Below are 24509 nucleotides of genomic sequence, written 5' to 3'. Positions count from 1 at the left end.
CCCCATGATCTCCGGCAGGTTCTGCCTGGCTGCCGGCCAACGGCCGGCACTACCGCTGTCCCTGAGGCATTCAGCAAAGCGTTTCCGTGTCGGCGCGGAGGTGCCTGGGCGCGTGGCGACGCGTTTGTCCAACAGGCGCCCGTTGGTCAGGGGGCGCGGTGTATCCTATGGGGCTAACGACAAACCCCCGTACCCCAAGGATTTGCATGTCCCTCATCGCCACTTTCGACACCACCCAGGGCCCGATCAAGGTCGAGCTGTTCGCCGACAAGGCCCCGCTGACGGTTGCCAACTTCGTCAACCTGGTCAAGCACGGCTTCTATGACGGCCTGGTCTTCCACCGCGTGATCCCGGACTTCATGATCCAGGGCGGCTGCCCCAAGGGCCAGGGCACCGGCGGCCCGGGCTACAAGTTCGAAGATGAAAAGAACGGCGTGAAGCACCAGGTCGGTTCGCTGTCGATGGCCAATGCCGGCCCGAACACGAACGGCAGCCAGTTCTTCATCACCCACATCAAGACCGATTGGCTGGACGGCAAGCACACCGTGTTCGGCCAGGTCCTCGACGGCCAGGCCATCGTGGACTCGGTCAAGCAGGGCGACGTGATCCATTCGATCACCCTGGAAGGCGACACCGACGCCGTGCTGGCCGCCCAGGCCGAGCGCGTGGCGGAGTGGAACAAGCTGATCCCCAGCGCCTGATCCGATCCCGACGGCCCCCTGCGAAGGGGGCCGTTTTTACGTTTCTTAGCAGAGGAAATCCCCATGAAAGCACCTGTTCGTGTTGCCGTGACCGGCGCCGCCGGCCAGATCGGCTACGCCCTGCTGTTCCGCATCGCCTCCGGCGACATGCTGGGCAAGGACCAGCCGGTCATCCTGCAGCTGCTCGAGCTGCCGGTCGACAAGGCCCAGGCCGCCCTGCGCGGCGTGATGATGGAACTGGAAGACTGCGCCTTCCCGCTGCTGGCCGGCATGGTCGGTACCGATGACGCCGAAGTGGCCTTCAAGGACGCCGATATCGCCCTGCTGGTCGGCGCGCGTCCGCGCGGCCCGGGCATGGAGCGCAAGGATCTGCTGCTGGAAAACGCGAAGATCTTCACCGCCCAGGGCGCGGCGCTGAACAAGGTCGCCAAGCGTGACGTCAAGGTGCTGGTGGTCGGCAACCCGGCCAACACCAACGCCTACATCGCCATGAAGTCGGCACCGGATCTGAACCCGCGCAACTTCACCGCCATGCTGCGCCTGGACCACAACCGTGCGCTGAGCCAGCTGTCGACCAAGCTCGGCAAGCCGGTCGGTGGCATGGAGAAGCTGATCGTGTGGGGCAACCACAGCCCGACCATGTACCCGGATTACCGTTTCGCCACTGCCGATGGTGCCTCCATCGCCGAGGCGATCAACGACCAGGAATGGAACGCCTCCACCTTCATCCCGACTGTGGGCAAGCGCGGCGCGGCGATCATCGAAGCCCGTGGCTCCTCCTCGGCGGCCTCGGCTGCCAATGCCGCCGTCGACCACATCCGTGACTGGGTGCTGGGCAGCAACGGCAAGTGGGTCACCATGGGCGTGCCGTCCGACGGCTCCTACGGCATTCCGGAAGGCGTGATCTTCGGCTTCGCGGTCACCACCGAGAACGGCGAGTACACCCTGGTCAAGGATCTGCCGGTCGACGACTTCAGCCAGAAGTACATCGACAAGACCCTGGCCGAGCTGGAAGAAGAGCGCTCCGGCGTCGCCCACCTGCTGGGCTGATCACTCACACGGGTGGGTGCCGTTGAGAACGGCAGGAGCCGTTCTCAACGGTGCAAAGCGCCGGCCCGGAGGGTGAGCGCCAGGACGGCGCGAATACCGTCGGTCGGTACGGATTGGAAAAAACGCCGGGCATTGCCCGGCGTTTTTTTTGGTTCTTCGCATCTTTTCCCGCGCGGCGGTCGGTGGGTCGGGCGCTGGGCCCCATACCCTTTCCGGCGAATGTCCCCCGGCGTCGGCCTGCGGCCGCCCCCTCCTCCTTTATTTCGCCTACAAGGATATGGGGGCCCAGCGCCCGACCCACCGATCGCCCCTACGACCAAGGTCGGACGGCCCGCGCTTCACCATCGGACTATGCTCGATCCCATGACTTTGTCTGGGAGGGCCGTCATGCGTTACGAAGATGTCTATCGACGTTCGGTCGATGAACCCGAAGCGTTCTGGGGCGAAGAGGCCCAGCGCATCTACTGGCATACACCGCCGCAGCAGATCCTCGACTACAGCAATCCGCCGTTCCGGCGCTGGTTCGTCGGCGGGGAAACCAACCTCTGCTACAACGCGGTGGACCGCCATCTGGTCGACCGTCCCGACCAGCTCGCCCTCGTCGCCATCTCCAGCGAAACCGGCGTTACCCGCGAGATCACCTACCGCGAACTGCACCGCGAAGTGAATGCCTTCGCCGCCGTGCTGCAGCGGCTGGACGTGCAGCGTGGCGACCGCGTGGTGATCTACATGCCGAACATGGCCGAAGCGGTGTTCGCGATGCTGGCGTGTGCACGCATCGGGGCGATCCACTCGGTGGTGTTCGGTGGCTTCGCCGCGCACAACCTGGCACTGCGCATCGATGACGCCGAACCGAAGCTGTTGATCGCCGCCGACGCCGGCAAGCGCGGTGGCAAGGTGATTCCGTACAAGGCGATGGTCGATGCCGCCTGCGCCGAAGCCGCCTCGCCGCCACCGCATGTGTTGATCGTCTCGCGCGGGCTGGACCCGGCCGAGCCGAAGGTGCCCGGTCGCGACGTCGACTACGCCACGCTGCGTGCCGAGGTGGGTGACCAGGACGTGCCGGTGGTATGGCTGGAATCCAGCGAGCCGAGCTATCTGCTCTACACCTCCGGCACCACCGGCAAGCCGAAGGGCGTACAGCGCGATGTCGGCGGCTACGCCGTGGCGATGGCGCAGTCGATGGAGACGGTGTTCGACTGCAAGCCCGGCCAGGTGATGTTCTCCACCTCGGACGTGGGCTGGGCGGTCGGGCATTCCTATAACGTGTACGGCCCGCTGATCGGCGGCTGCACCTCGCTGCTGTACGAAGGGCTGCCGACCCACCCGGACCCGGGCATCTGGTGGGCGCTGTGCGAACAGTACGGCGTGCGCACGCTGTTCTCCTCACCCACCGCGATCCGCGTGCTCAAGAAACACGATGCGGACTTCATCCGCCGCCACGACCTGGCGGCGCTGAAGTACGTCTTCCTTGCCGGCGAACCGCTCGACGAACCGACCGCGCACTGGATCAACGACGCACTCGGCAAGCCGATCATCGACAACTACTGGCAGACCGAAACCGGTTGGCCGGCACTGACCCTGCTGCCGGGCGTGGACATGAAACCGGTGCGCTTCGGCTCGCCCGGTTTCCCGAACCTCGGCTACCGGATGAAGGTGATCGACGAGAACACCGGCGAGACCGTCGCACCGGGCCAGAAGGGCGTGCTGGTCATGATCCCGCCCTTGCCACCGGGCTGCATGACCACCGTCTGGAAGGACGATGCGCGCTTCATCCAGAGCTACTTCAGCCACTTCAAGGAGCTGCTCTACAGCTCGCTGGACTGGGCGATCCAGGACGAAGACGGCTACACCTTCATCCTCGGCCGCACCGACGATGTCATCAACGTGGCCGGGCACCGCCTGGGCACGCGCGAGATCGAAGAATGCATCGCCGGCCATCCGCTGGTGGCCGAGGCCGCCGTGATCGGGGTCAAGGATGAACTCAAGGGCCAGGTGCCGCTGGTGTTCGTCACCCTCAAGCAGGCCCTGCAGGGCGACGGCAGTGCCGTGGCGGCCGAGATGATGCAGCGGGTGACCAACACCCTGGGCGCGGTCGCACGGCCGGCGCACATCCATATCGTCAACGCGCTGCCCAAGACGCGTTCGGGCAAGCTGCTGCGGCGCTCGCTGCAGGCGCTGGCCGAGGAACGTGATCCGGGTGATCTGTCGACCCTGGACGACCCGGCGGCCTTGGACGAGATCCGGCGCGCACTGGGGAGCTGACGCTGTAGCCCCCTGCACGATGCTGCAGCGCATTACCTGCGAGGCGAACGCTCGGGTAAGCTGCGGACGTGATCGTTGCAGGCCTTGTCGGCGGCACGCCGCGCGCTGGGGACACGGCGCGCCTGGGGCGGCCGCCGGACACGGAGGGCCTGGAAGATCACAGGGGCGCGCGGGTAGCGGCGAACGGCCGGCCTACGCGTGGTACGGCACCACGTGAAGGGGGAACACATGGCGTATATCCAGGCCAAGACGGCCGCTGGCCGTCAGGAAATCGAGGACCGTGCGCGGCGCTTGCCGCCGGCGCTGCGGTCCCTGCTGCTGATGGTCGATGGTCAGCGCGATGACAACGCGTTGACCGCGTTGTTGCCGGGCCTGCGCGCGCCGGACGATGCGCTGGCGCAGCTGTCGGCGATGGGGTTGATCGAGATCGTCGGGGGCAGCGCCGCACCGGTGGTCGCCGCGGCGCTGACTGCCGGGCGCGAGCAGGATCCGGAGCTGTACAAGCGGCTGTATGACTGGATGAGCGAATCGGTGCGCAGGTATCTCGGTCTGAAGGGCTATTTCATGCAGTTGAAAGTCGAGCGCTGCACCGATGCGGGCAGCCTGGAGAAGCTGTGGCCGGACCTGGCCGCTGCGATCAGCAAGGCAAAAAGCCCGGCGCTGGCCAACCGCTGGATGGACGAGACACGCGCGCTGCTGCAGACCGAGCCCGTGATCGCCTGAGGCGATACGTCGACGGCGGCCGGGCAGCACGCTGTTTAGAATGCGTGCTGTTACGTGTGCGGGAGAATAGCGATGGTGGATGAGATCGAGGACGACGGCGCCCCCGGGTGGGATGCCATCGATGCGGCGTTGAAGGCGGTGTATCCCACGCAGGCGCCGCAGCATTACGGCCCGGTGTTGCGTTCGCTGCTGGGGGGCGAGGATCCGCTGGACGGCATCAGCGCGTACTGGAACGATACCCCGCTGCCGCACTGGCACTTCGTCAGCTATGGCTTCTCCGAGCTGTACGAAAAAGAGAGCGATGATCCGGCCACCAGTGGGTACGGCTTCGAGCTGAGCTTCCGGGTTGCCGCCGCGGCGGGCAGCGAGCCACCGCCGTGGGCGATGAATTTCCTGCAGAACCTGGCGCGCTACGTGTTCGCCAACGGCAAGGTGTTCCAGCAGGGCCACTACCTCAATGCGGGCGGTCCGATCGCCGCCGACACCGATACGCTGCTGCGCCACGTCGCCTTCATGCGCGACCCGCAGCTGCCGCCCCGCGAGACGCCCAACGGTTCGCTGGCGTTCCTGCAGGTGATCGGGCTGACCGATGACGAGATGGAGGCGGTGAAGCGCTGGTCGACCACCGGCGTGCTCGAGGCGCTGCTGCCGAAGATGCCGCTGTGGATCACCGATATCGCGCGTGACTCGCTGCTGGACGATCCCGCACTGGCTGCCGCGGTCGCCGAAGGTGCGGCGCGCGAGGGCTCGCAGACGGCCTATCTGTTCCTGGAAAAGCTGGGCGGGTCGGTGCAGGGCGAGGGCGATGCGCAGCAGGTGACCGTGACCCTGGGAGCGCGCCAGGTGGAATCGCTGCTCGCGTTGCTGCCGGCGCGGTTGCTGTTCGGCCAGCCATTGACGCTGGTCGGCAACGATCGGCAGATCACGCTGTCGCCGGCGGCCGCCAATGCGCTGGTGGTCGAGGGCGATGCGCTGGAATGCCGGTTGGCCCCGGCCACGGTGCAGGCACTGGTCGCCACGGTCATGCCCCGCCGTGGCACCTATGCGATCCCGGGTTGGCCGGCGCTGCAGGTGGTGGTGGAGCCGAGCGAGCTGCGCGATGCCGAGGGCACCGTGGTGCGTACGATCGGGTAGAGCCACGCCATGCGTGGCTCCTTGTCCGGCCGGACGCGTGTGTTCTGGCCGGACCGCCTGCAGCCACCCATGGGGTGGCTCTACAGGAGGCCTTCGGCCTTCAGCACTGCCTGCACGCCGGTATCGGCCTCCATGCGCTGCTTGAAGGCGGCGAGGTTGTCCAGGCCGCTCAGGTCGATCTTCGCGCCCGCCGCCCAGCGCAGGGTGATGTAGAAGTACGGATCGGCGAAACTGCGGAATCCGGCCAGCCACGGGCGGTCGGCCAGCTGCGCATCGGCGCGCTCGAACAGGCCACGCAGGCGCTTGCGGGCGGCGGCGCGGAGCGCGTCGTACTGGGTGTCGTCTTCGATGAAGGTGGCCGGCCCGAACAGCGGCTGGAACGCCGGGTGCAGGTCCGAATTGACGAAGGACAGCCAACGGGTGGCTTCGGCGCGCTGCTTGGGGCTGCCGTCACCGGTCAGGCCGGCGTGCGGGTGGGTATCGGCGATGTAACCCATGATGGCGGCGTTCTGGGTCAGCACGAAATCGCCATCGACCACCACCGGGACCGAACCGGCCGGATTGATGGCCAGGAACGCGGGCGCCTTCAGGGTGTCCTTGTCGAGCAGTTCCACCTCGAACGGCTGGCCGGTCCACTGCAGGGCGATGTGATCGGCGGTGGAGCAGGCTCCGGGCTTGCTGTACAGCTTCATGGGAACTCCGTTGCGGATGGGTGGAAGGTGAGCCGCCCACTATTCCAGAGCCGGCCCCGCATCCTCAACGGTATGGCCGTAACAGATCGTTACGACGCGCGTGGCTTGAGTTTCTGCACGCGATAGAAGGTGTGATCACCGATCGTGGCCACCTGGTAGGCGTTGCGCCAGCTCGGGTTGGCGATCGCCAGGGCGGCGAAGTGGCTCGCACCCGGAACGATTTCCTTGCGCTCACCGGCCGGCAGGGCCCAGTTGCGCTCGGCGTCGAAGGCCACCGTCATCGCTTCCTGCCAGGCATCGGCGTTGCCGAGCTGGGTGCCGGGCGCGACGATGGTCGGGGCGAACTGCTTGCGGGCGGTCACCACCTGGCACATCGAGTCGCCCCACAGGCCGCTGTCCAGGCGGCGCAGGGCCACTTCCGCGACGGCTTGCTGGCCGCGCAGGGTCTGGTCACGCGCTTCGAGGTAAACGGTCGTGCTCAGGCACAACGAATCGGCGGCAGGCTGCGGCAACAACTGTGACAGCCAGAGAATCCAGGCCAGTTTCATAAATCTCCTTGCTCCGTGTGGGCCGCACCTGGCTGTTCCATCCGATCATTCGGACGGGGCGAGGGTTACGACTTGGCGTCATGGGGAGGCGGCCATCGGGGCCGCCCGGGGGCGGACCCGAATAGACGTGGGGTCCGCGCGCTCACTCGAACTGGGTGGCGAGCGGGAAAGTTGGCGCACGATAGGGGGGGATTTCCCAATACATCCTGAACCCGAAAGCTTGACATTCAGGTTCGGAGGCAGGGCTGAATCGGCGGTTCAGCCCCGTATTCAGGTTGATGTCGATGCGGATCAGAGCGCGGCGGCGACCCGGCTGCCCTGATCGATCGCGCGCTTGGCGTCGAGTTCGGCGGCCACATCCGCACCGCCAATCAGCTGTGCGTTGATGCCGGCAGCCTGCAGTGCGGCGTGCAGGTCACGGCGCGGTTCCTGCCCGGCGCAGACCACCACATGGCTCACCGGTAGCAGCTGTACCTGGCCGTCCACGCGGATGCGCAGGCCGGCGTCATCCACACCCAGGTACGTCACGCCACCGAGCATGGTCACGCCCTTGGCCTTGAGCGTGGCGCGGTGGATCCAGCCGGTGGTCTTGCCCAGGCGGGCGCCGGGCTTGCCCGGGCTGCGCTGCAGCAGCCAGACCTTGCGGGCGGGGGCTTCAGGTGCCGGTTTGGCGAGCGCGCCGCGGCCCTCGAACGTCGGGTCCACGCCCCACTCGGCCATCCAGCGTGCCGGGTCCAGCGCGGAGGAGGGCCCTTCGTGGACCAGGAACTCGCCGACATCGAAGCCGATGCCGCCCGCGCCGATGATCGCGACCTGCTCGCCCACCTGGACCCTGCCAAGCAGCACATCCAGATACGTGACCACCTTGGGGTGGTCGGCACCGGGGAAATCGACCCGGCGCGGGGTGATGCCGGTGGCGATCACCACCGCGTCGAAACCGGCCAGCGCGGCCACGTCGGCCACGGTGTCCAGCTTCACCTCGACGCCGGTCTCGCCCAGCTTGTGGCGGAAATAGCGCAGCGTCTCGTGGAATTCTTCCTTGCCCGGGATGCGCTTGGCGACATTGAACTGCCCGCCGATCTCGCTGCCGGCATCGAACAGCGTGACCGCGTGGCCGCGCTCGGCAGCCACGGTCGCGCAGGCCAGCCCGGCCGGGCCGGCGCCGACCACGGCGATCCGGCGCGGGGCGCTGGTCGGGCGGTAGACCAGTTCGGTCTCGTGCACGGCACGCGGGTTGACCAGGCAGCTGGCGGTCTTGTTCTCGAACACGTGGTCCAGACAGGCCTGGTTGCAGGCGATGCAGGTGTTGATCGCCTCCGGACGGCCGGCGCGCGACTTGTTGGCCCACTGCGGGTCGGCCAGCAGCGGCCGCGCCAGCGAGACCATGTCGGCACCGCCCGCGGCAAGGATGCGCTCGGCCACGTCGGGCATGTTGATGCGGTTGGTCGCGATCACCGGCACGCGCACGTGCGGTTTGAGTTTGGCGGTAACCGCCGCGAAGGCGCCGCGCGGTACCGAGGTGGCAATGGTCGGGATGCGCGCCTCGTGCCAGCCGATGCCGGCGTTGATCAGGGTCGCGCCCGCCGCTTCGATGGCCTGCGCCTGCTGCACGATCTCGGCCCAGTTGCTGCCGTCGGGCACCAGATCAACCAGCGAGAGCCGGTAGATGATGATGAAATCCGGGCCGCAGGCCTCGCGGATGCGACGCACGATCTCCACGGCGAACTGCATGCGCTGGGCGGCGTCACCGCCCCAGCGATCGGTACGCTGGTTGGTACGCGGGGCGATGAACTCATTGATCAGATAGCCTTCCGAGCCCATCACCTCGACGCCGTCGTAGCCGGCCTCGCGGGCCAGCCGCGCGCTGCGCGCGTAATCGGCGATGTGGCGCTCCACCCCGCGCGCCGACAGCGCCCGCGGGGTGAACGGGTTGATCGGGGCCTTCAGCTTGGAGGGAGCCACCGAGAGGGGGTGGTAGGCATAGCGGCCGGCATGCAGCAGCTGCAGGCAGATCTTGCTGCCGTTGTCGTGCACGGCCCGGGTGACCTGGCGATGCGGTCGCACCTCCCACGGCCAGGACAGCTTGCCGCCGAATGGCTTGAGCCAGCCAACCACGTTGGGCGCGAAGCCACCGGTGACGATCAGCCCGACGCCGCCGGCGGCACGCTCGGCGAAATAGGCCGCCAGGCGCGGGAAATCGCGCGCACGGTCTTCCAGGCCGGTGTGCATGGACCCCATCAGGACCCGGTTGCGCAGTTGGGTGAAGCCCAGGTCGAGCGGGGTGAACAGGTGCGGATAGGCGGTGGATTCGGCGGCTGGCGACATGTGGATACGCTTGCGTACGGAAGCCCGCAGGGTGCCGCGAATGCCCCTGAAGAGCAAGGGCATGTGTCCGCCAGGGGGTCGGCCGTTGGTCGGCACGGACGCCCGCTAGGGCGTGGCAGCTGCCGGGCTGGGCTTGCGGATACCGAACAGCGGCAGGGTGACGCCGCACAACGGGCCGATCAGCAGCGCGAAGGCGAGCGTGCCCACGCCGACGTTGCCGCCGAGCCACCAGCCGATCAGCAGCACGGTGCCTTCGATCGCGCTGCGCACGATCCAGATCGGCCAGCCGGTGCGGGCGTGCAGGCCGGTCATCAGGCCATCGCGCGGGCCGGGGCCGAAGCGTGCGCCGATGTACAGGCCGGTGGCCACCGCGACCATCAGCAGGCCGCAGATGAACATCGGGATCTGCCAGACCAGGCCCTGCACCTGCGGCAGCAGCCACAGCCCGAACTGCGCGCTGGGGCCGATCAGCAGTACGTTGAGCACGGTGCCCAGACCGGGCTTCTGCCGGATCGGCCACCACAGCAGCAGCACCAGCGCGCCGATCACATTGGTGGCCACGCCGAAGGACAGCGGCGTCTGCAGCGCGATGCCCTGTGACAGCACATCCCAGGGCGCCACGCCGATCGCCGCGCGGATCATCACCGCCGCGCCGAAGCCATACAGGAACAGACCAAGCAGGAGTTGCAGCAGGCGCAGGGGCAGGGACGTGGGCATGTCGGCTTCACCGGAAGGGCCACTGACTGTAGGGGGCCCTTCGCATGGCCGACAGATACAGATGCGCGCGAATCTGCGCAGACACATTGCCGCGCGCGTCAGTCCCAGCCGGACAACACCAGTTTGCCGATCACGCCGCCGCCTTCCAGCTGGCGATGTGCCTCGCGCAGGTTCGCTGCCGTGATCGAGCCCAGATGCGTATGCGCGGTCGTGCGCAGTTCGCCGGCGTCGATCAGACTGGCGGCCCGGCTCAGAATGCGGTGCTGTTCGATCATGTCGTCGGTCTGGAAGCGCGACCGGGCAAACATGAACTCCCAATGGATGCCGATACATTTGGCTTTGTAGGGATCGCCGATGCGCAATGGTCCGCGCGGCTCAACGATCAGCCCCACATGTCCCTGCGGGGCCAGCAGCTCGCCCAGCGCCTCCCAGTAGTGGTCGGTGTCGGCCAGGTTCAGCGCCACCTGCACCTGCGCGATGCCCAGTGCCTGCAGTTGCGCTGCCAGCGGCTGGCGATGATCGATCACGTGGTCGGCGCCCATCTGTACGCACCACGCGCGGGTCTGCTCGCGCGAGGCGGTGGCGATCACGCTGAAGCCGGCGTGGCGCGCGAGCTGGATCGCAATCGAACCGACGCCGCCGGCACCCCCGATGATCAACAGGTGCTGCCCGCGGTGGCGGCTGTCTTCAAAGTGCAGCGGCATGCGCTGGAACAGCAGTTCCCATGCGGTCAGCGTGGTCAGCGGCAACGCTGCAGCCTCGGCGAAATCCAGCGTGGTGGGTTTGCGCCCGACCAGGCGTTCGTCCACCCACTGGTATTGGGCATTGCAACCGGAGCGGGTGACATCGCCCGCGTAATACACCTCATCGCCGGGGGCGAACGCCGTGACCTCCGGGCCCACCGCCTCCACCACACCGGCCGCGTCATACCCCAGGATGCGCGCAGGATTCTCCTGCTGCGGGCGCGGCGCGCGCTGTTTGGTGTCGACCGGATTGACGGAAACAGCATGTATTCGTACCAGCAGGTCGCGTCCCTGCGGCACGCCCGGTGGCGCAATGCGCAGGTCCTGCAGCGCGGCGGGGTCTTCAATCGGCAGATACTGGGTCAATCCCACGGCTTTCATATCGGCTCCGGATACGGGGGAATCACCCTCATCATACGGATCACGACGCTGCTGTTTTTGCGCTGAATCAAGGCGCAATCGCCATTTGAACCCTAACGTGAAAAATGTGTCGCTACGTCGCCTGAATTAGGCAAAACCCTTGTCATTGCTGGGTCTTGCGGAATTTCATCAACCTGTATAGGGTGCCACCAGCTGGACCCGGTAGAGGTCTGGCGGTCGTCTTCACATGTTACGGGACTGTTAACATCACCTTCACTCGCCTGAGCATAATGTTCGCGGCGGTGGCGTGCTGAATCGGCAGTCTGAAAACGACGCAGTAGTGCTGGCCCATGCCTCTACCGGTTTCATACCCCCGAAATAGGAGCTGTACTCAATGAACAAGAAGATCCTCACTGCCGCGCTGCTGGGCGGTCTGGCTTTCGCCCAGGCTGCATCGGCGCAGGATTTTGACGACCGCTGGTACCTGACCGGTTCGGCCGGCTTCAACTTCCAGGATAGCGACCGTCTGACCAACGACGCTCCGTTCGTTACCCTGGGCCTCGGTAAGTTCATCAGCCCCAACTGGTCGCTGGATGGCGAGCTGAACTACCAGAACCCGAACTTCGACGCCAACCAGGATCTGAACTGGAGCCAGTACGGCGCCTCGCTCGACCTGCGTCGCCACTTCATCCAGGAAGGCCGCGGCTGGAACCCGTACCTGCTGTTCGGCCTGGGCTACCAGAAGTCGGAAGAAGAGTACGCAGCGCTGAACACCAACGGTCCGCGTGAGCGCAAGGACGGCAACTTCGCCGCCAAGCTCGGCGTCGGTCTGCAGACCACCTTCGAAAAGCGCGTCGCCGTGCGTGCCGAAGTGGCCTACCGCGCTGACTTCGACGACCAGAGCATTGCTGCTCCGAGCGAAGACTGGTTCGGCGACGTGCTGGCTTCGGTCGGCGTCGTGATCCCGCTGGGCCCGGCCCCGGTTGCTGCCGTGCCGGCTCCGGCTCCGGTTGCGCCGAGCTGCGCCGATCTGGATGACGACGGTGACGGCGTCAACAACTGCGATGACAAGTGCCCGAACTCGCAGCCGGGTCAGACCATCGGTCCGGACGGTTGCCCGGTCCCGGTGTCGATCGATCTGAAGGGCGTGAACTTCGACTTCGATAAGTCGAACCTGCGTCCGGACGCGGTTGCGATCCTGAGCGAGGCTTCGGAAATCCTGAAGCGTTACCCGGATCTGCGCGTTGAAGTGGCCGGTCACACCGATTCCAAGGGTACCGACGCTTACAACCAGAAGCTGTCCGAGCGTCGTGCTACCTCGGTGTACAACTACCTGACCCAGAACGGCGTTGACGCTTCGCGTCTGGTCGGTCCGATCGGTTACGGCGAGAGCCGCCCGATTGCGCCGAACACCAACCCGGATGGTTCGGATAACCCGGAAGGTCGCGCCAAGAACCGTCGTACCGAGCTGAACGTCCAGAACTAATCCTTCTGGCAGTACAGTCTCAATAAGCAGGGCCCGGCATTGCCGGGCCCTGTTTTTTTTTGTCTTCTCTCACCTCGACACATAGGCCCTTCCGCGCGCGCGGTCGGGTCGAATCCTGAAAATCGACAATAAATCCAACAAGTTGCCGTATTCATTGAAGGTGGCGCTTGAAAGACGTTGTGGCGCTGTTAAACTCGCCGCGTCGACCCCTTCCTGGATGCATCCCATGCAGCGTTTTGCACTGGCCGCCGCGCTTGGCCTGGCCCTGGTTCCCACCGCCCACGCTGCCGTGGACTGTTCGGCACCTGCCAGCGCATCGCCGCTGCCGCTGCCGGCCACCGCGATCGCACCGGTGGCCGAAGAGCTGTACATCCGCAACGTCCAGTTGGGCATGCCTGCCGGCGTATTGACCTCCAGCTACGACCGCGAGCAGTCGCTGGACAGCGTGCTGCAGCGCCTGCGCATCGACGGCTGCCAGAACATCGCCAAGGCGATCCCCAGTGCACCGGTGATCAACCCGAACGATCCGGCCGCCTACAAGCCGCAGACCGAGTTCGACAACACGCCGTGGCGCTTTGACATGAGCCAGAACGGCAAGCGCATGACCGCCGAAGAATTCGACGCCTGGATGAAGGCGCGCGGTGTGCGCGTGGTCAAGGCGCGCCCGGTACCGGCTGCCGTGCCGGCCGCCACCACCGAAGCACCGGCTGAGACCAAGCCGGCGGACAAGAAGTAAGCCGCCTGAGCGGAGCACGATGACGACACGCCGGCCACCCGCCGCGAACGCGTCCCGACCACGCCGCCCCGAGCGGCGTGCGAGCCCCGCAACAGGCACCCGCAACGCCGCCTCCAGCCCCCCCGCGGGCGCACCGCGGCATGGTCTGGCGCGCGTGCTGTCCAAAGCCGGGCTGTGCTCGCGCACCGAAGCCGCACGCTGGATCGCCGATGGCCGGGTGACGGTCGACGGCCGTGTCATCAACAACCCCGAATTTCCGATCATCGACGGGCGCCATCACGTGCGCGTGGATGGTCAGCCGCTGGATGCGCCCAAGCGCGTGCACCTGATGCTCAACAAGCCGCGTGGCCTGGTCACCACCGCGCAGGACGAGCGCGGTCGCGATACCGTTTACCGCTGCTTCGATGCTGCCGGCCTGCCGTGGATCGCGCCGGTCGGGCGCCTGGACAAGGCCAGCGAAGGGCTGCTGCTCTTCAGCAATGATCCGCAATGGGCCGCGCGCCTGACCGATCCGGCCACCGGCCCGGACAAGACCTATCACGTCCAGATCGATGCCATCCCCGATGCGGCGCAGCTGCAGGCGTTGTGCGCGGGGATCGAGGACGAAGGCGAGCTGCTGCGGGCGCGGCGCGCCACGCTGCTGCGCAGCGGCGACAAGACCGCCTGGCTGGAAGTGGTGCTGGAGGAAGGCCGCAACCGGCATATCCGCCGCCTGCTCGCCGCATTCGACATCAACGTGCTGCGCCTGGTGCGCGTGGCGATCGGCCAGCTGCCGCTGGGCGAGCTGGGCAAGGGCGCCTGGCGCGAGCTCAGCCAACACGATCTGGATCTGCTTCATGCCGTGGCCGACAGCGCCGCGGCCACACCGTGACCTTGTGGCCTGCCGGCATGTGGCAGGCCAATCGACCCGGGCAATGGATGGCCTTCGAAGGGACGTTCCGTTCAACACCGGGAGTAAGACCATGCACGTCAGTACCCTCAACCGTTCCCTGTTCCGCGGCGCCTGCCTGCTGTTGCCGGCCGCGCTGCTGACCGCCTGTGGCGGCCACAAGCAGATCGCCAAACAGGATCCGCCGGTGACCGACAAGGTGGTGGAGATCAGGATCCCCGAACTGGATGGCCGCGGCAGCTACCGCTTCCTGATGAGCGATGGCGACAAGCGCATGAGCGCTGATGAGTTCGATGCCTGGATGAAGGCCAACGGTATCCGGGTGGCCAAGGGCAATGGCCAGGATGGTCCGGTTGCGGCACCGGTGGTGGTGGCCAGCAAGGAAGAGGCCAAGGACAAGAAGAAAAAGAAGAAGTAACCCCGCCGCGCGCGTCGCACCGACGGTAGAGCCGACCGTTGGTCGGCTGGGGCACGCAAGACGTGCCCCCGCATCCGCTATCCACACCGCCACCGACGGTAGAGCCGACCGTTGGTCGGCTGAGGCACGCAAGACGTGCCCCCGCATCCGCTATCCACACCGCCACCGACGGTAGAGCCGACCGTTGGTCGGCTGAGGCACGCAAGACGTGCCCCGTATCGGCTGTTCATGACCTGCGACGAGAGGCAGCCGACCAACGGTCGGCTCTACCTCCGTGACGCGCGGGTGCGACGGCCGTGCCGACCGTGGGGCGGCTGGGGCCCTCAGGCCTTGATCACGCCCAGCTCGATGCCGATCCGGGTGAAGGCATCGATGGCACGGTCCAGGTGTGCACGCGTGTGTGCGGCGCTGATCTGGGTGCGGATGCGGGCCTGGCCCTTGGGCACCACCGGGAAGAAGAAGCCGATCGCGTAGATGCCTTCTTCGAGCAGGCGCTCGGCGAACTTCTGCGCCAGCGGCGCGTCGTACAGCATCACCGGGCTGATCGGATGCACGCCCGGCTTCACATCGAAGCCCGCCGCGGTCATCTTCTCGCGGAAGTAGGCGGTGTTCTGCGCCAGGGTATCGCGCAGGTCATCGGCGGCGGCCAGCATCTCGAAGGCCTTGATGCCGGCGGCGACCACGTGCGGCGGCAGCGAGTTGGAGAACAGGTACGGGCGCGAGCGCTGGCGCAGCAGTTCGATCACTTCGGCGCTGGCGCAGGTGAAACCGCCCAGTGCGCCGCCCATGGCCTTGCCCAGGGTGCCGGTGATGATGTCGATCTTCTCCAGCACGCCCTTGACCTCGGCCGAGCCGCGGCCCGTGGCGCCGAGGAAGCCGGTGGCATGGCATTCGTCGATGTGGACCAGCGCGTTGTACTTCTTCGCCAGCGCGGTGATCTCATCCAGCGGGGCGATGAAGCCGTCCATCGAGAACACGCCGTCGGTGGTGATCAGCTTGGTCTTGCAGCCGGCCGCATCGGCGGCCTGCAGCTGGGCTTCCAGATCGGCCATGTCGCAGTTGGCGTAGCGGAAACGCTTGGCCTTGCACAGGCGCACGCCATCGATGATCGAGGCATGGTTGAGCGCGTCGGAAATGATCGCGTCGTGCTCGCCCAGCAGCGGCTCGAACAGCCCACCGTTGGCGTCGAAGCAGGCCGCGTACAGGATGGTGTCCTGCTTGCCGAAGAAATCGGCGATCTGCTTTTCCAGCTGCTTGTGCAGGTCCTGGGTGCCGCAGATGAAGCGCACCGAGGCCATGCCGAAGCCGTGGGTATCCAGCGCATCCTTGGCGGCCTGGATCAGGTCGGGGTGGTCGGCCAGGCCCAGGTAGTTGTTGGCGCAGAAGTTCAGCACCGTACGTCCGTCGTCCAAGGTGATCTCGGCCGACTGCGGGCTGGTGATGATGCGTTCGGACTTGAACAGGCCCTGGGCGCGGATCGCTTCCAGTTCTTCAACGTAGTGCTGGGTCAGCGAGGCGGTGGTGGCGTCGGTCATGGCAGGCAGTCTTCGGCACGGGAAACCCGGGATTTTACCTGTCGGCGCCGGGCCCGGGGGCGCAGGCGGGGTCTGGCCAGGCCGGCGGTGGGCGAAACGGTTGCACACGTGATTGTTGCATCGCAATATCAATCAGGTTAAAAAACCGTAAACCCCGCTGCACTGCCCACCCCACGTCTGGAGAGACCCCGCATGAACCACGCCACGCGCTGTACCGCCGCCGCTGTGCTCTGCGCCGCCCTGCTTGCCCCGTTTGCCGCCAGCGCCCAGGACGAGGCCGAATCGCCGTTCAGCTGGAACGTCACCGCCGTATCGGACTACGTGTTCCGTGGTGTGTCCCAGACCGATGAGGATCCGACCCTGCAGGCCGGCTTCACCTATACCTCCCCGGTCGGCCTGTATGCGGGCGTGTGGGGCTCGGGCGTGGACTTCGGGCCGGGCGACCCGAGCACGGAGATCGACTACCTGATCGGCTACGGGGTGGATGTCACCGATGGCGTCAATTTCGACGTGCTGCTCAACCGCTACACCTATCCGGGCGCCAGCGAGCTGAACTACAACGAGCTGATCACCACCACCACCTTCGCCGAGCAGTACAAGCTGACGGTGGCCTACACCGACGACCTGTCCGGGTCCGATACCAAGAGCTGGTATTACGCGGTGGGCGGCGAGTGGGGCCTGCCCAATGATTTCACCCTGAGCGCGAACGTGGGCCGTACCTCGCTCGAGACCGATTTCGGCAAGGACTACACCGACTTCAACGTCGGCGTGAGCCGCCAGTTCGGCCTGTTCAACCTGGGCCTGGGGTACCACGGTACCGACGGCGCTGGTCGCGACAACAACGGCAAGCTGGCGGACAACCGCGTGGTGTTCACCGTAGCCGTGGGCAAATGACCTGACGCTGCGATGGACATGAAAAAGGCGCCGCAAGGCGCCTTTTTCGTTTGCCGAGGCGCGTACCGACCAACGGCCGGTACCTACCGGGGCCATGCCACCGCCGAGGCCCGAACCGACCATGCCTGGTAGGTCACGACCGTTGGTCGTGACACCGACCGGCGCGCCAACGGCGCGATGCCTCAGTTCCAGCTCAGCACGACCTTGCCGGCCTTGCCCTGTTCCATCAGGTCAAAGCCCTTCTGGAAATCATCGATCGGCAACTGGTGGGTCATCACCTTGCCGAGCGGGAAACCGGACAGCACCAGCTGGGTCATCTTGTACCAGGTCTCGTACATCTTGCGGCCGTAGATGCCCTGCACGGTCAGGCCCTTGAAGATGATCTTGTCCCAGTCGCAGCCGGCGCCCTTGGGCATGATGCCGAGCATGGCGATCTTGCCGCCGTGGTACATGCAGTCGAGCATGTCGTTGAACGCGCGCGGATTGCCGCTCATTTCCAGGCCCACGTCGAAGCCCTCCATGTGCAGTTCCTTCATCACGTCCTTGAGCGAGGTGTTGGACACGTTCACCACGCGGGTGGCGCCCATGTCGGCGGCCAGCTTCAGGCGGAAATCATTGACGTCGGTGACCACCACGTTGCGCGCACCGATGTGCTTGCAGATGCCGGCGGCGATGATGCCGATCGGGCCGGCACCGGTGATCAGCACGTCCTCGCCGATCACGTTGAACTCCAGCGCGCAGTGCGCGGCGTTGCCGTACGGATCGAAGAAGGCGGCCAGCTCGGACGGGATCTGATCGGGGATCGGCCACAGGTTGCTGGCCGGCATCACCATGTATTCGGCGAAGGCGCCGTTGACGTTGACGCCGATGCCCACGGTGTTCGGGCACAGGTGCTGGCGGCCACCGCGGCAATTGCGGCAATGGCCGCAGACGATATGGCCTTCGGCCGAGACGCGCTGGCCGATTTCATAGCCGGTCACGCCCGGGCCGATCTCGGCGATGCGGCCGACGAATTCGTGGCCGATGGTCAGGCCGGGCTTGATCGTGCGCTGGCTCCATTCGTCCCACAGGTAGATGTGCAGGTCGGTACCGCAGATGGCGGTCTTTTCCAGCTTGATCAGGACCTGGTTCGGGCCGGGTGTGGGGACCGGAACTTCTTCCAGCCAGATGCCCTTGGCGGCTTCGCGTTTGACCAGGGCCTTCATTGTTTGCTGCGCCATCGGGGTGGAACTCGTCTGGGGGAAAACGCGGATTATAGAGCCGCTGGCGGTTTTCCCATGTTGCAGCGCGGGTGGGCTGGGAGGTGGCCATGCCCCTCATTGCCGCACTGCGTGCGGCCAGCCGACCATGGGGCGGCTCTACCGGGCTTCGGGACGGCGCAGCGGCTGGGCTAGAATCGGCGGTTCTTTCACCAGGGGCTGCTCTATGCGCTCGAACCTGCTCGCTTTCTCCGTCGTCGCCAGCCTTGGGCTGGTCCAGGTCGCCCATGCCGCAGAAGGCATGTGGGTGCCGCAGCAGCTGCCGGAAATCGCCGGCCCGCTCAAGCAGGCCGGCCTGAAGCTGTCCCCGGAGCAGATCTCCAACCTGACCGGCGACCCGATGGGCGCGGTGGTGGCGCTGGGTGGCTGCACCGCCAGCTTCGTCTCTCCGCAGGGCCTGGTGGTCACCAACCACCACTGTGCCTACGGTGCGATCCAGCTGAATTCGACGGCCGAAAAGAACCTGATCAAGGACGGCTTCAACGCGCCGACCCTGAAGGATGAGCTGAGCGCCGGCCCCAACGCCCGCGTGTTCGTGCTGGACCAGATCACCGACGTGACCGACCAGGCCAAGGCCGCGATCGCCGCCGCCGGCAAGAACCCGCTGGCCCGTACCCGCGCGCTGGATGCCTTCGACAAGGCTCAGACCGCTGCGTGTGAAGCCGATGCCGGCTTCCGCTGCCGCCTGTACAGCTTCTCCGGCGGCAACACCTACCGTCTGTTCCGCAACATGGAAATCAAGGACGTGCGCCTGGTCTACGCGCCTCCGGGCAGCGTCGGCAAGTTCGGTGGCGACATCGACAACTGGATGTGGCCGCGCCACACCGGCGATTTCTCGTTCTACCGCGCCTACGTGGGCAAGGACGGCAAGCCGGCCGCCTTCTCGGCCGACAACGTGCCCTACCAGCCCAAGCACTTCCTGAAGTTCGCCGACCAGCCGCTGGGTGCCGACGACTTCGTGATGGTGGCCGGCTACCCGGGCCGCACCAACCGCTACGCGCTGGCCGGCGAGTTCAATGAAACCGCCAGCTGGACCTACCCGACCATCGCGCGCCACTACAACGCGGTGCTGAAGATGATCGACGAGGCTGGCAAGGCCGACCCGGACGTCAAGGTGAAGTACGCGGCCACCGCGGCCAGCATGAACAACGTGGCCAAGAACTACGCCGGTCAGCTGGAAGGCTTCAAGCGCATCGACGCGGCCGGCCAGAAGCAGGCCGAAGAAGCCGCCGTGCTGGCCTGGTTGAAGAAGCGTGGCGCCGCCGGCAAGCCGGCCCTGGCGGCACATGCGCAGCTGATTCAGCACCTGGATACCAGCAAGGCCACGCGTGAGCGCGACCTGTTCGTCAGCCAGTTCAACAGCACCTCGGCCGTGGGCTCGGCGATCACCCTGTACCGCCTCTCGATCGAGCGCAGCAAGGCCGATGCCGAGCGTGAAGTCGGCTATCAGGAACGCGATCTTCCCTCCATCGAAGGCGGCCTGAAGCAGATGGACCGCCGTTACGTGCCGCGCATGGACCAGCAGCTGCAGACCTACTGGCTGAGCCAGTACGTGGCCCTGCCGGCCGCGCAGCGCACCAACGAGGTGCTCAACCAGTGGCTGGCAGGCAGCGATGCGGCCGCCGTGCAGGCTCTGGTTGGCAAGCTCTCGGGCACCAAGCTGGGCAGCCTGGATGAGCGCCTGACGTGGTTCAAGGCCGACCGTGCGGCGTTCGAGGCCAGCACCGATCCGGCCATCCAGTACGCGGTGGCGGTGATGCCGGCGCTGCTCAAGCAGGAAGAGCAGAAGAAGACCCGCGAAGGCGAGTCGCTGGTGTCGCGCCCGCTGTATCTGCAGGCCGTGGCCGACTACAAGAAGAGCAAGGGCGAGTTCGTCTATCCGGACGCCAACCTGTCGCTGCGCATCACCTTCGGCAACGTCATGGGCTACGGCAAGGATGGCGTGAACTACACCCCGTTCACCACCCTGGAAGGCGTGGCGGCCAAGGAAACCGGCGAAGATCCGTTTGATTCACCGAAGGCGCTGCTCGATGCGGTCAAGGCCAAGCGTTACGGCGGCCTGGAAGACAAGCGCATCGGCTCGGTGCCGGTGAACTTCCTGTCCAACCTGGACATCACCGGCGGCAACTCCGGTTCGCCGGTGCTGGACGCCAACGGCAAGCTGGTCGGCCTGGCCTTCGATGGCAACTGGGAGTCGGTGAGTTCGAACTGGGTGTTCGATCCGGTAATGACCCGCATGATCGCGGTCGACAGCCGTTACATGCAGTGGATCATGCAGGAAGTGGCGCCGGCGCCGCAGCTGCTGAAAGAACTGAACCTCAGCAAGTAAGCCGACACGTCGGTTTTGAAAACCCCGCAGCGACATCTGCGGGGTTTTTTTATGGGCGAATTATCGTCCAAACGCGTGGCGTCTTGCTTTCCCCTGCGGGAGCGCGCCGGGCAGGGCTGGGCGAGACACGCCGTGAACCCATCCATGGGGGCTCGTACGACCGCATCCATGCGGTCGAACGGTCTCGCCCAGCCCTGCCCGACGCGCTCTGGACACATGTCTGCGTGCGGAAAAAAAAGCGAAGCGGCACTGCATTTGCCCTCGCGTCCGCGTCAGCGACGGAAACCTTGGAGGATGAGGCCGGGTAGCCTCTGGCAGGACCGTACGACGGCATGGATGCCGTCGTACGAGCCCCCAGGGATGGGTTCACGGCGCGTCCTGCCAGAGGCTACCCGGCCTCAGCCTGCGCGGGTCAGTCAGGCGCCATGCTCTACGAGCCATCCGTCAGCAAGCGAGCAATCAGGAGCAAACAGCCACACAGCTTCACAGCCGCGACCGGGTATCATCCCTGTTCCGCGTGCTTTCACAGGATGTGAACGAAGCGCCGGAACCTCCTCCCCCAAGGACCCCTTGTCCGCATGCGCATCCTGCTTGCCCGTCACGGCGAAACGCCGTGGAATGCCGAAGGCCGCTACCAAGGCCAGATCGATATCCCGTTGTCGCCGATCGGCGAAGCCCAGGCCAAGGCACTGGGGGAACGTCTGAAGTCCGTCGACATCACCCGCGCCGTTGCCTCACCGCTCTCGCGTGCCCAGCTCACCGCCCAGCTCGCCCTGGGTGCAGACCGTGCCCCGATGCTGCAGACCGAGCCGGACCTGCAGGAAATCGCCCACGGCGAATGGGAAGGCCTGCTGGCCAGCGAAATCCACGACAAGGATCCCTCCCGCCTGCGCGCCTGGCGCGAAGAGCCCGATACCGTCCTGATGCCCGGCGGCGAATCGCTGCGCCTGGTGCTCGAACGCAGCTGGCGTGGCCTGGCCCGTGCCGCTGAAGGCCTGGGCGAGCACGACACCCTGCTGGTGGTCGCCCATGACGCCGTCAACCGCGTGATCCTGTGCCGCATCCTCGGCCTGCCGATCTCGCGCCTGTGGACCTTCCGCCAGGCACCGACCACGCTGAACCTGCTCGAAGGTCCCGACCTCGACCAGCTTGAAGTCGTCCGCCTCAACGACTGCGCGCACCACACGCCGTTCTTCGGCGAAGCCAAGCACCGCGCGCTGTAACGCGCTGCGTCCCATCCTGCCGTCCGCCCCAACGATTCCGATCCAACGACCATGACCACCACCGCCCGCCCGCAGACCCTCTCCGATTGGCTCAGCTACATCGAGCAGCAGCACCCCGCCACCATCGACATGGGGCTGGACCGGGTGCGTACCGTGGCGCAGGCGATGGGGTTGGGCGCGCCGGCCGAGCGCAGCATCGTGGTCGGTGGCACCAACGGCAAAGGCTCCACCGTGGCCTTCATCGAGGCCATCGCGCGCGCTGCCGGCTGGAAGGTCGGTGCGTACACCTCGCCGCACCTGCTGCGCTACAACGAGCGCGTGCGCATCGATGGCCAGGACGCTACCGATGACGCCCTGATGGCGGCCTTCAACGCGATCGAAGACGCGCGTGGCGACACCACGCTGACCTACTTCGAATACGGCACGTTGGCCGCCCTGCAGCTGTTTGCGCAGGCGGGCCTGGATCTGGCCGTGCTTGAGGTCGGCCTTGGCGGCCGTCTGGATGCGGTCAACATCGTCGATGGCGACGTGGCGGTGATCACCACCGTCGACATCGACCACAGCGAGTGGCTGGGCGAGGACCGCGAAGCGATCGGGACCGAGAAGGCCGGCATCATCCGTGGGTGGAAGCCGGTCATCCTCGGCGAAATCGATCCGCCCTCGAGTGTGCTCGCGCGTGCCTATCTGGTGGGTGCCAACGCCATCCGGGGTGGCAGCGATTTCTTCGCCGATGCCATCGATGGCGAGCGCTGGCGCTGGCGCGATGTCGGCTTCCGTATCGAACTGCCGCACCCGACGCTGCGCGGGCCCATCCAGCGCGCCAATGCCGCGACGGCGATCGCCGCGCTGCGTGCGCTGGATCGCCCGCTGCCGCGCACCGCCTTCATCGAAGGCGTTGCCGCCGCGCGTATCCGTGGCCGCCTGCAGGCCTTTGATCGTGACGGCGTGGAGGTGCTGGTCGATGTCGGTCACAACCCGCAGGCCGCGCGCGAACTGGCCACCGCGCTGAAGGCCAGTCGCGTCACCGGCGACACCATCGCGGTGTTTGCCGCCCTGCAGGACAAGGATGCCGCCGGGGTGGTCGAGGCCTTGGCCGATCAGGTCCAGCAGTGGCACCTGGCCGGGCTGGAGGGGGCACGTGCGCAGAGCGCCGAGGAACTGCGGGCACGCCTGGCCGCTACGGCTGCGGCCGGCGCGACACCGCACGCCACCGTGTTGGACGCCCTGCAGCATGCCGTGGCGCAGGCCAAGGCCGGCGATCGCGTGCTGGTGTTCGGCTCCTTCCACACCGCCGCGCAGGCGCTGCAGACCCTCGAACCCGGCGCCTGAGGGGGCTTTGCAGCGCCGTTCAGCCGCATCAGCCGCCGCACACGCGCGCACCCGTATAATCGCCGTGGCATTCCGCCGCGCCGCCTGCCTGCCTTCACGTGGATACTCCTCTGAAACAGCGACTGATTGGTGCCATCGTCCTGGTGGCGTTGGCCGTGATTTTCCTGCCCATGCTGGTCAAGGGTCCCGCACCTGACAGTGGTGTCGCCAACGTGCCGATCAGTGCACCGGCCGCGCCGTCGGATGGCCAGTTCGAAACCCGCGAGCTGCCGCTGGTCGCCCCCACCGGTGGCGCCACCGGCCTGCAGAGCGGGGCATCCACGACCCAGCCGCTGGCCGACAGCGCTGCGCTCGCCGCCGATCCGGCGCCGGCAGACACCTCGCCGGCCGTCGCCGCCGGCAACTACGCCGTCAGCTTCGGTGCCTATGCCACCGAAGCCGATGCCGACCGCGTCATCGCTTCGTTGAAGAGCGCCCAGCTCGCCGGCTTCCGCGAGCCGGCCACGATCAACGGTCGTCAGGCCTGGCGCGTGCGCGTCGGTCCCTACGCCGATCGCGCGCTGGCCGAAGCCGGCCGCCTGCAGGCGGTGAAGGTGCGCAATGACGTCAAGGCCGAGGTCATCACCCTGGATGCCCGCGCCGATACCGCGGTTGCCGCCACGCCGGCCGGCCCTGCACCGGCCCCGTCGGCGGCTCCGGCCGCCTCCAGTGCTGCCGCCGCGCCGGCGGGCAATACCGTGAAAACCGAATCCCTGCCGGCCGAGCCGGTCGCGGCCGCCAAGCCCGAACCGAAGCCGGCCGCGCCCAAGCCCGAGCCCAAGCCGGCCCCGGCGCCCAAGCCCGAGACTGCCGTCGCGGCACCGGCTGCTCCGGCGGCCCCAGCCGCCAGCAGCGTCGGTTTCGCCGTGCAGCTCGGTGCCTTCGGCCAGGCGGCCGAGGCCAACGCGCTGCGCGACAAAGTCCGCGCCGCCGGCTTCAGCGCCTTCGTGGAGCAGGTCCGTACCGACAAGGGCACCCTCAACCGGGTCCGCGTCGGGCCGGTCGCCAACCGCGCCGATGCCGAGAACCTCAAGGCCCAGGTGGCCGCCAAGGTCGGCGTGGCCGGCATGGTCCGCCCGCACCCCTGATGCCTGAGCTGCGCCGCCCCGCACCC

General features: G+C 66.8%; 21 protein-coding genes. 14 read left to right on the top strand and 7 right to left on the bottom strand.

Going from position 1 to position 24509, the window contains the following annotated elements:
- Window positions 1-206: 206 nt before the first annotated feature.
- From ABE546_RS10800 to ABE546_RS10780, 5 genes are all read left to right on the top strand, one after another.
- Window positions 207-701 carry a peptidylprolyl isomerase gene (locus ABE546_RS10800; RefSeq protein WP_121042904.1) on the top strand — a complete coding sequence of 165 codons (495 nt, stop codon included), beginning with the start codon at window positions 207-209 and terminating at the stop codon, window positions 699-701.
- Between the two features lie 63 nt (window positions 702-764).
- Complete coding sequence (locus ABE546_RS10795; protein WP_088435213.1) at window positions 765-1751, top strand: malate dehydrogenase; 987 nt, start codon at window positions 765-767, stop codon at window positions 1749-1751.
- 387 nt (window positions 1752-2138) lie between these two features.
- Complete coding sequence (gene prpE, locus ABE546_RS10790) at window positions 2139-4016, top strand: propionate--CoA ligase (protein WP_313217327.1); 1878 nt, start codon at window positions 2139-2141, stop codon at window positions 4014-4016.
- Between the two features lie 228 nt (window positions 4017-4244).
- The gene (locus ABE546_RS10785) at window positions 4245-4739 is read left to right on the top strand and encodes a hypothetical protein (protein ID WP_346463661.1); all 495 of its coding nucleotides are present in this window, start codon (window positions 4245-4247) and stop codon (window positions 4737-4739) included.
- A 72-nt stretch (window positions 4740-4811) separates the two neighbouring features.
- Entirely contained in the window at window positions 4812-5873 is a 1062-nt protein-coding gene (locus ABE546_RS10780; RefSeq protein ID WP_346463659.1) for a suppressor of fused domain protein, read from the top strand.
- 80 nt (window positions 5874-5953) lie between these two features.
- On the opposite strand, the gene ABE546_RS10775 is transcribed toward ABE546_RS10780, so the two are convergent.
- The 5 genes from ABE546_RS10775 to ABE546_RS10755 form a co-directional block, all read right to left on the bottom strand.
- Window positions 5954-6565: a glutathione S-transferase N-terminal domain-containing protein gene (locus ABE546_RS10775; protein WP_346463658.1), complete on the bottom strand. Its 612-nt coding sequence runs from the start codon at window positions 6563-6565 to the stop codon at window positions 5954-5956.
- An 89-nt stretch (window positions 6566-6654) separates the two neighbouring features.
- On the bottom strand, window positions 6655-7113 hold the full coding sequence (locus ABE546_RS10770) for a cell wall hydrolase (RefSeq protein ID WP_088435200.1): 459 nt from the start codon (window positions 7111-7113) through the stop codon (window positions 6655-6657).
- A gap of 291 nt (window positions 7114-7404) precedes the next feature.
- The gene (locus ABE546_RS10765) at window positions 7405-9438 is read right to left on the bottom strand and encodes an NADPH-dependent 2,4-dienoyl-CoA reductase (RefSeq protein ID WP_346463656.1); all 2034 of its coding nucleotides are present in this window, start codon (window positions 9436-9438) and stop codon (window positions 7405-7407) included.
- Window positions 9439-9543: 105 nt separating this feature from the next.
- A complete protein-coding gene (locus ABE546_RS10760; protein ID WP_313209615.1) occupies window positions 9544-10155 on the bottom strand; it encodes a hypothetical protein in 612 nt (203 codons plus the stop codon).
- A 98-nt stretch (window positions 10156-10253) separates the two neighbouring features.
- The gene (locus tag ABE546_RS10755; RefSeq protein WP_346463654.1) at window positions 10254-11279 is read right to left on the bottom strand and encodes a zinc-binding alcohol dehydrogenase family protein; all 1026 of its coding nucleotides are present in this window, start codon (window positions 11277-11279) and stop codon (window positions 10254-10256) included.
- A gap of 373 nt (window positions 11280-11652) precedes the next feature.
- On the opposite strand from ABE546_RS10755, the gene ABE546_RS10750 reads away from it, so the two are divergent.
- The 4 genes from ABE546_RS10750 (at window position 11653) to ABE546_RS10735 (ending at window position 14787) form a co-directional block, all read left to right on the top strand.
- Entirely contained in the window at window positions 11653-12744 is a 1092-nt protein-coding gene (locus tag ABE546_RS10750; protein ID WP_088435197.1) for an OmpA family protein, read from the top strand.
- 226 nt (window positions 12745-12970) lie between these two features.
- On the top strand, window positions 12971-13480 hold the full coding sequence (locus tag ABE546_RS10745) for a hypothetical protein (RefSeq protein WP_313209609.1): 510 nt from the start codon (window positions 12971-12973) through the stop codon (window positions 13478-13480).
- Window positions 13481-13499: 19 nt separating this feature from the next.
- Window positions 13500-14351 carry a pseudouridine synthase gene (locus tag ABE546_RS10740; protein ID WP_313209607.1) on the top strand — a complete coding sequence of 284 codons (852 nt, stop codon included), beginning with the start codon at window positions 13500-13502 and terminating at the stop codon, window positions 14349-14351.
- A 91-nt stretch (window positions 14352-14442) separates the two neighbouring features.
- Entirely contained in the window at window positions 14443-14787 is a 345-nt protein-coding gene (locus tag ABE546_RS10735; protein ID WP_313209605.1) for a hypothetical protein, read from the top strand.
- Window positions 14788-15110: 323 nt separating this feature from the next.
- Here the strand turns inward: ABE546_RS10735 and kbl are convergent, their stop codons facing one another.
- Window positions 15111-16322: a glycine C-acetyltransferase gene (gene kbl / locus ABE546_RS10730; protein ID WP_346463652.1), complete on the bottom strand. Its 1212-nt coding sequence runs from the start codon at window positions 16320-16322 to the stop codon at window positions 15111-15113.
- A gap of 192 nt (window positions 16323-16514) precedes the next feature.
- On the opposite strand from kbl, the gene ABE546_RS10725 reads away from it, so the two are divergent.
- Window positions 16515-17216 carry a TorF family putative porin gene (locus ABE546_RS10725; protein ID WP_137190938.1) on the top strand — a complete coding sequence of 234 codons (702 nt, stop codon included), beginning with the start codon at window positions 16515-16517 and terminating at the stop codon, window positions 17214-17216.
- A 182-nt stretch (window positions 17217-17398) separates the two neighbouring features.
- Here the strand turns inward: ABE546_RS10725 and tdh are convergent, their stop codons facing one another.
- On the bottom strand, window positions 17399-18421 hold the full coding sequence (tdh, locus tag ABE546_RS10720; protein WP_123728470.1) for an L-threonine 3-dehydrogenase: 1023 nt from the start codon (window positions 18419-18421) through the stop codon (window positions 17399-17401).
- 220 nt (window positions 18422-18641) lie between these two features.
- On the opposite strand from tdh, the gene ABE546_RS10715 reads away from it, so the two are divergent.
- The 4 genes from ABE546_RS10715 to ABE546_RS10700 all read left to right on the top strand — a co-directional run bounded on the left by ABE546_RS10715 (window position 18642) and on the right by ABE546_RS10700 (window position 24483).
- On the top strand, window positions 18642-20804 hold the full coding sequence (locus tag ABE546_RS10715) for a S46 family peptidase (RefSeq protein WP_313209599.1): 2163 nt from the start codon (window positions 18642-18644) through the stop codon (window positions 20802-20804).
- Window positions 20805-21382: 578 nt separating this feature from the next.
- Window positions 21383-22027 carry a histidine phosphatase family protein gene (locus tag ABE546_RS10710; RefSeq protein ID WP_313209597.1) on the top strand — a complete coding sequence of 215 codons (645 nt, stop codon included), beginning with the start codon at window positions 21383-21385 and terminating at the stop codon, window positions 22025-22027.
- 51 nt (window positions 22028-22078) lie between these two features.
- A complete protein-coding gene (gene folC / locus ABE546_RS10705; RefSeq protein WP_346463650.1) occupies window positions 22079-23356 on the top strand; it encodes a bifunctional tetrahydrofolate synthase/dihydrofolate synthase in 1278 nt (425 codons plus the stop codon).
- Between the two features lie 98 nt (window positions 23357-23454).
- A complete protein-coding gene (locus tag ABE546_RS10700) occupies window positions 23455-24483 on the top strand; it encodes an SPOR domain-containing protein (RefSeq protein WP_346463648.1) in 1029 nt (342 codons plus the stop codon).
- The last annotated feature ends 26 nt before the right edge of the window (window positions 24484-24509 follow it).

This window comes from Stenotrophomonas sp. TWI377 (assembly GCF_039674525.1).
GTDB lineage: Bacteria > Pseudomonadota > Gammaproteobacteria > Xanthomonadales > Xanthomonadaceae > Stenotrophomonas.
This window is presented reverse-complemented; position numbering and strand designations above follow the sequence as displayed.

Excerpts from the sequence above, each read along its gene's own strand:
- ABE546_RS10800 (WP_121042904.1), top strand. The coding sequence starts at position 207 with ATGTCCCTCATCGCCACTTTCGACACCACCCAGGGCCCGATCAAGGTC.
- ABE546_RS10795 (WP_088435213.1), top strand. The coding sequence starts at position 765 with ATGAAAGCACCTGTTCGTGTTGCCGTGACCGGCGCCGCCGGCCAGATC.
- prpE (WP_313217327.1), top strand. The coding sequence starts at position 2,139 with ATGCGTTACGAAGATGTCTATCGACGTTCGGTCGATGAACCCGAAGCG.
- ABE546_RS10785 (WP_346463661.1), top strand. The coding sequence starts at position 4,245 with ATGGCGTATATCCAGGCCAAGACGGCCGCTGGCCGTCAGGAAATCGAG.
- ABE546_RS10780 (WP_346463659.1), top strand. The coding sequence starts at position 4,812 with ATGGTGGATGAGATCGAGGACGACGGCGCCCCCGGGTGGGATGCCATC.
- ABE546_RS10775 (WP_346463658.1), bottom strand. The coding sequence starts at position 6,565 with ATGAAGCTGTACAGCAAGCCCGGAGCCTGCTCCACCGCCGATCACATC.
- ABE546_RS10770 (WP_088435200.1), bottom strand. The coding sequence starts at position 7,113 with ATGAAACTGGCCTGGATTCTCTGGCTGTCACAGTTGTTGCCGCAGCCT.
- ABE546_RS10765 (WP_346463656.1), bottom strand. The coding sequence starts at position 9,438 with ATGTCGCCAGCCGCCGAATCCACCGCCTATCCGCACCTGTTCACCCCG.
- ABE546_RS10760 (WP_313209615.1), bottom strand. The coding sequence starts at position 10,155 with ATGCCCACGTCCCTGCCCCTGCGCCTGCTGCAACTCCTGCTTGGTCTG.
- ABE546_RS10755 (WP_346463654.1), bottom strand. The coding sequence starts at position 11,279 with ATGAAAGCCGTGGGATTGACCCAGTATCTGCCGATTGAAGACCCCGCC.
- ABE546_RS10750 (WP_088435197.1), top strand. The coding sequence starts at position 11,653 with ATGAACAAGAAGATCCTCACTGCCGCGCTGCTGGGCGGTCTGGCTTTC.
- ABE546_RS10745 (WP_313209609.1), top strand. The coding sequence starts at position 12,971 with ATGCAGCGTTTTGCACTGGCCGCCGCGCTTGGCCTGGCCCTGGTTCCC.
- ABE546_RS10740 (WP_313209607.1), top strand. The coding sequence starts at position 13,500 with ATGACGACACGCCGGCCACCCGCCGCGAACGCGTCCCGACCACGCCGC.
- ABE546_RS10735 (WP_313209605.1), top strand. The coding sequence starts at position 14,443 with ATGCACGTCAGTACCCTCAACCGTTCCCTGTTCCGCGGCGCCTGCCTG.
- kbl (WP_346463652.1), bottom strand. The coding sequence starts at position 16,322 with ATGACCGACGCCACCACCGCCTCGCTGACCCAGCACTACGTTGAAGAA.
- ABE546_RS10725 (WP_137190938.1), top strand. The coding sequence starts at position 16,515 with ATGAACCACGCCACGCGCTGTACCGCCGCCGCTGTGCTCTGCGCCGCC.
- tdh (WP_123728470.1), bottom strand. The coding sequence starts at position 18,421 with ATGAAGGCCCTGGTCAAACGCGAAGCCGCCAAGGGCATCTGGCTGGAA.
- ABE546_RS10715 (WP_313209599.1), top strand. The coding sequence starts at position 18,642 with ATGCGCTCGAACCTGCTCGCTTTCTCCGTCGTCGCCAGCCTTGGGCTG.
- ABE546_RS10710 (WP_313209597.1), top strand. The coding sequence starts at position 21,383 with ATGCGCATCCTGCTTGCCCGTCACGGCGAAACGCCGTGGAATGCCGAA.
- folC (WP_346463650.1), top strand. The coding sequence starts at position 22,079 with ATGACCACCACCGCCCGCCCGCAGACCCTCTCCGATTGGCTCAGCTAC.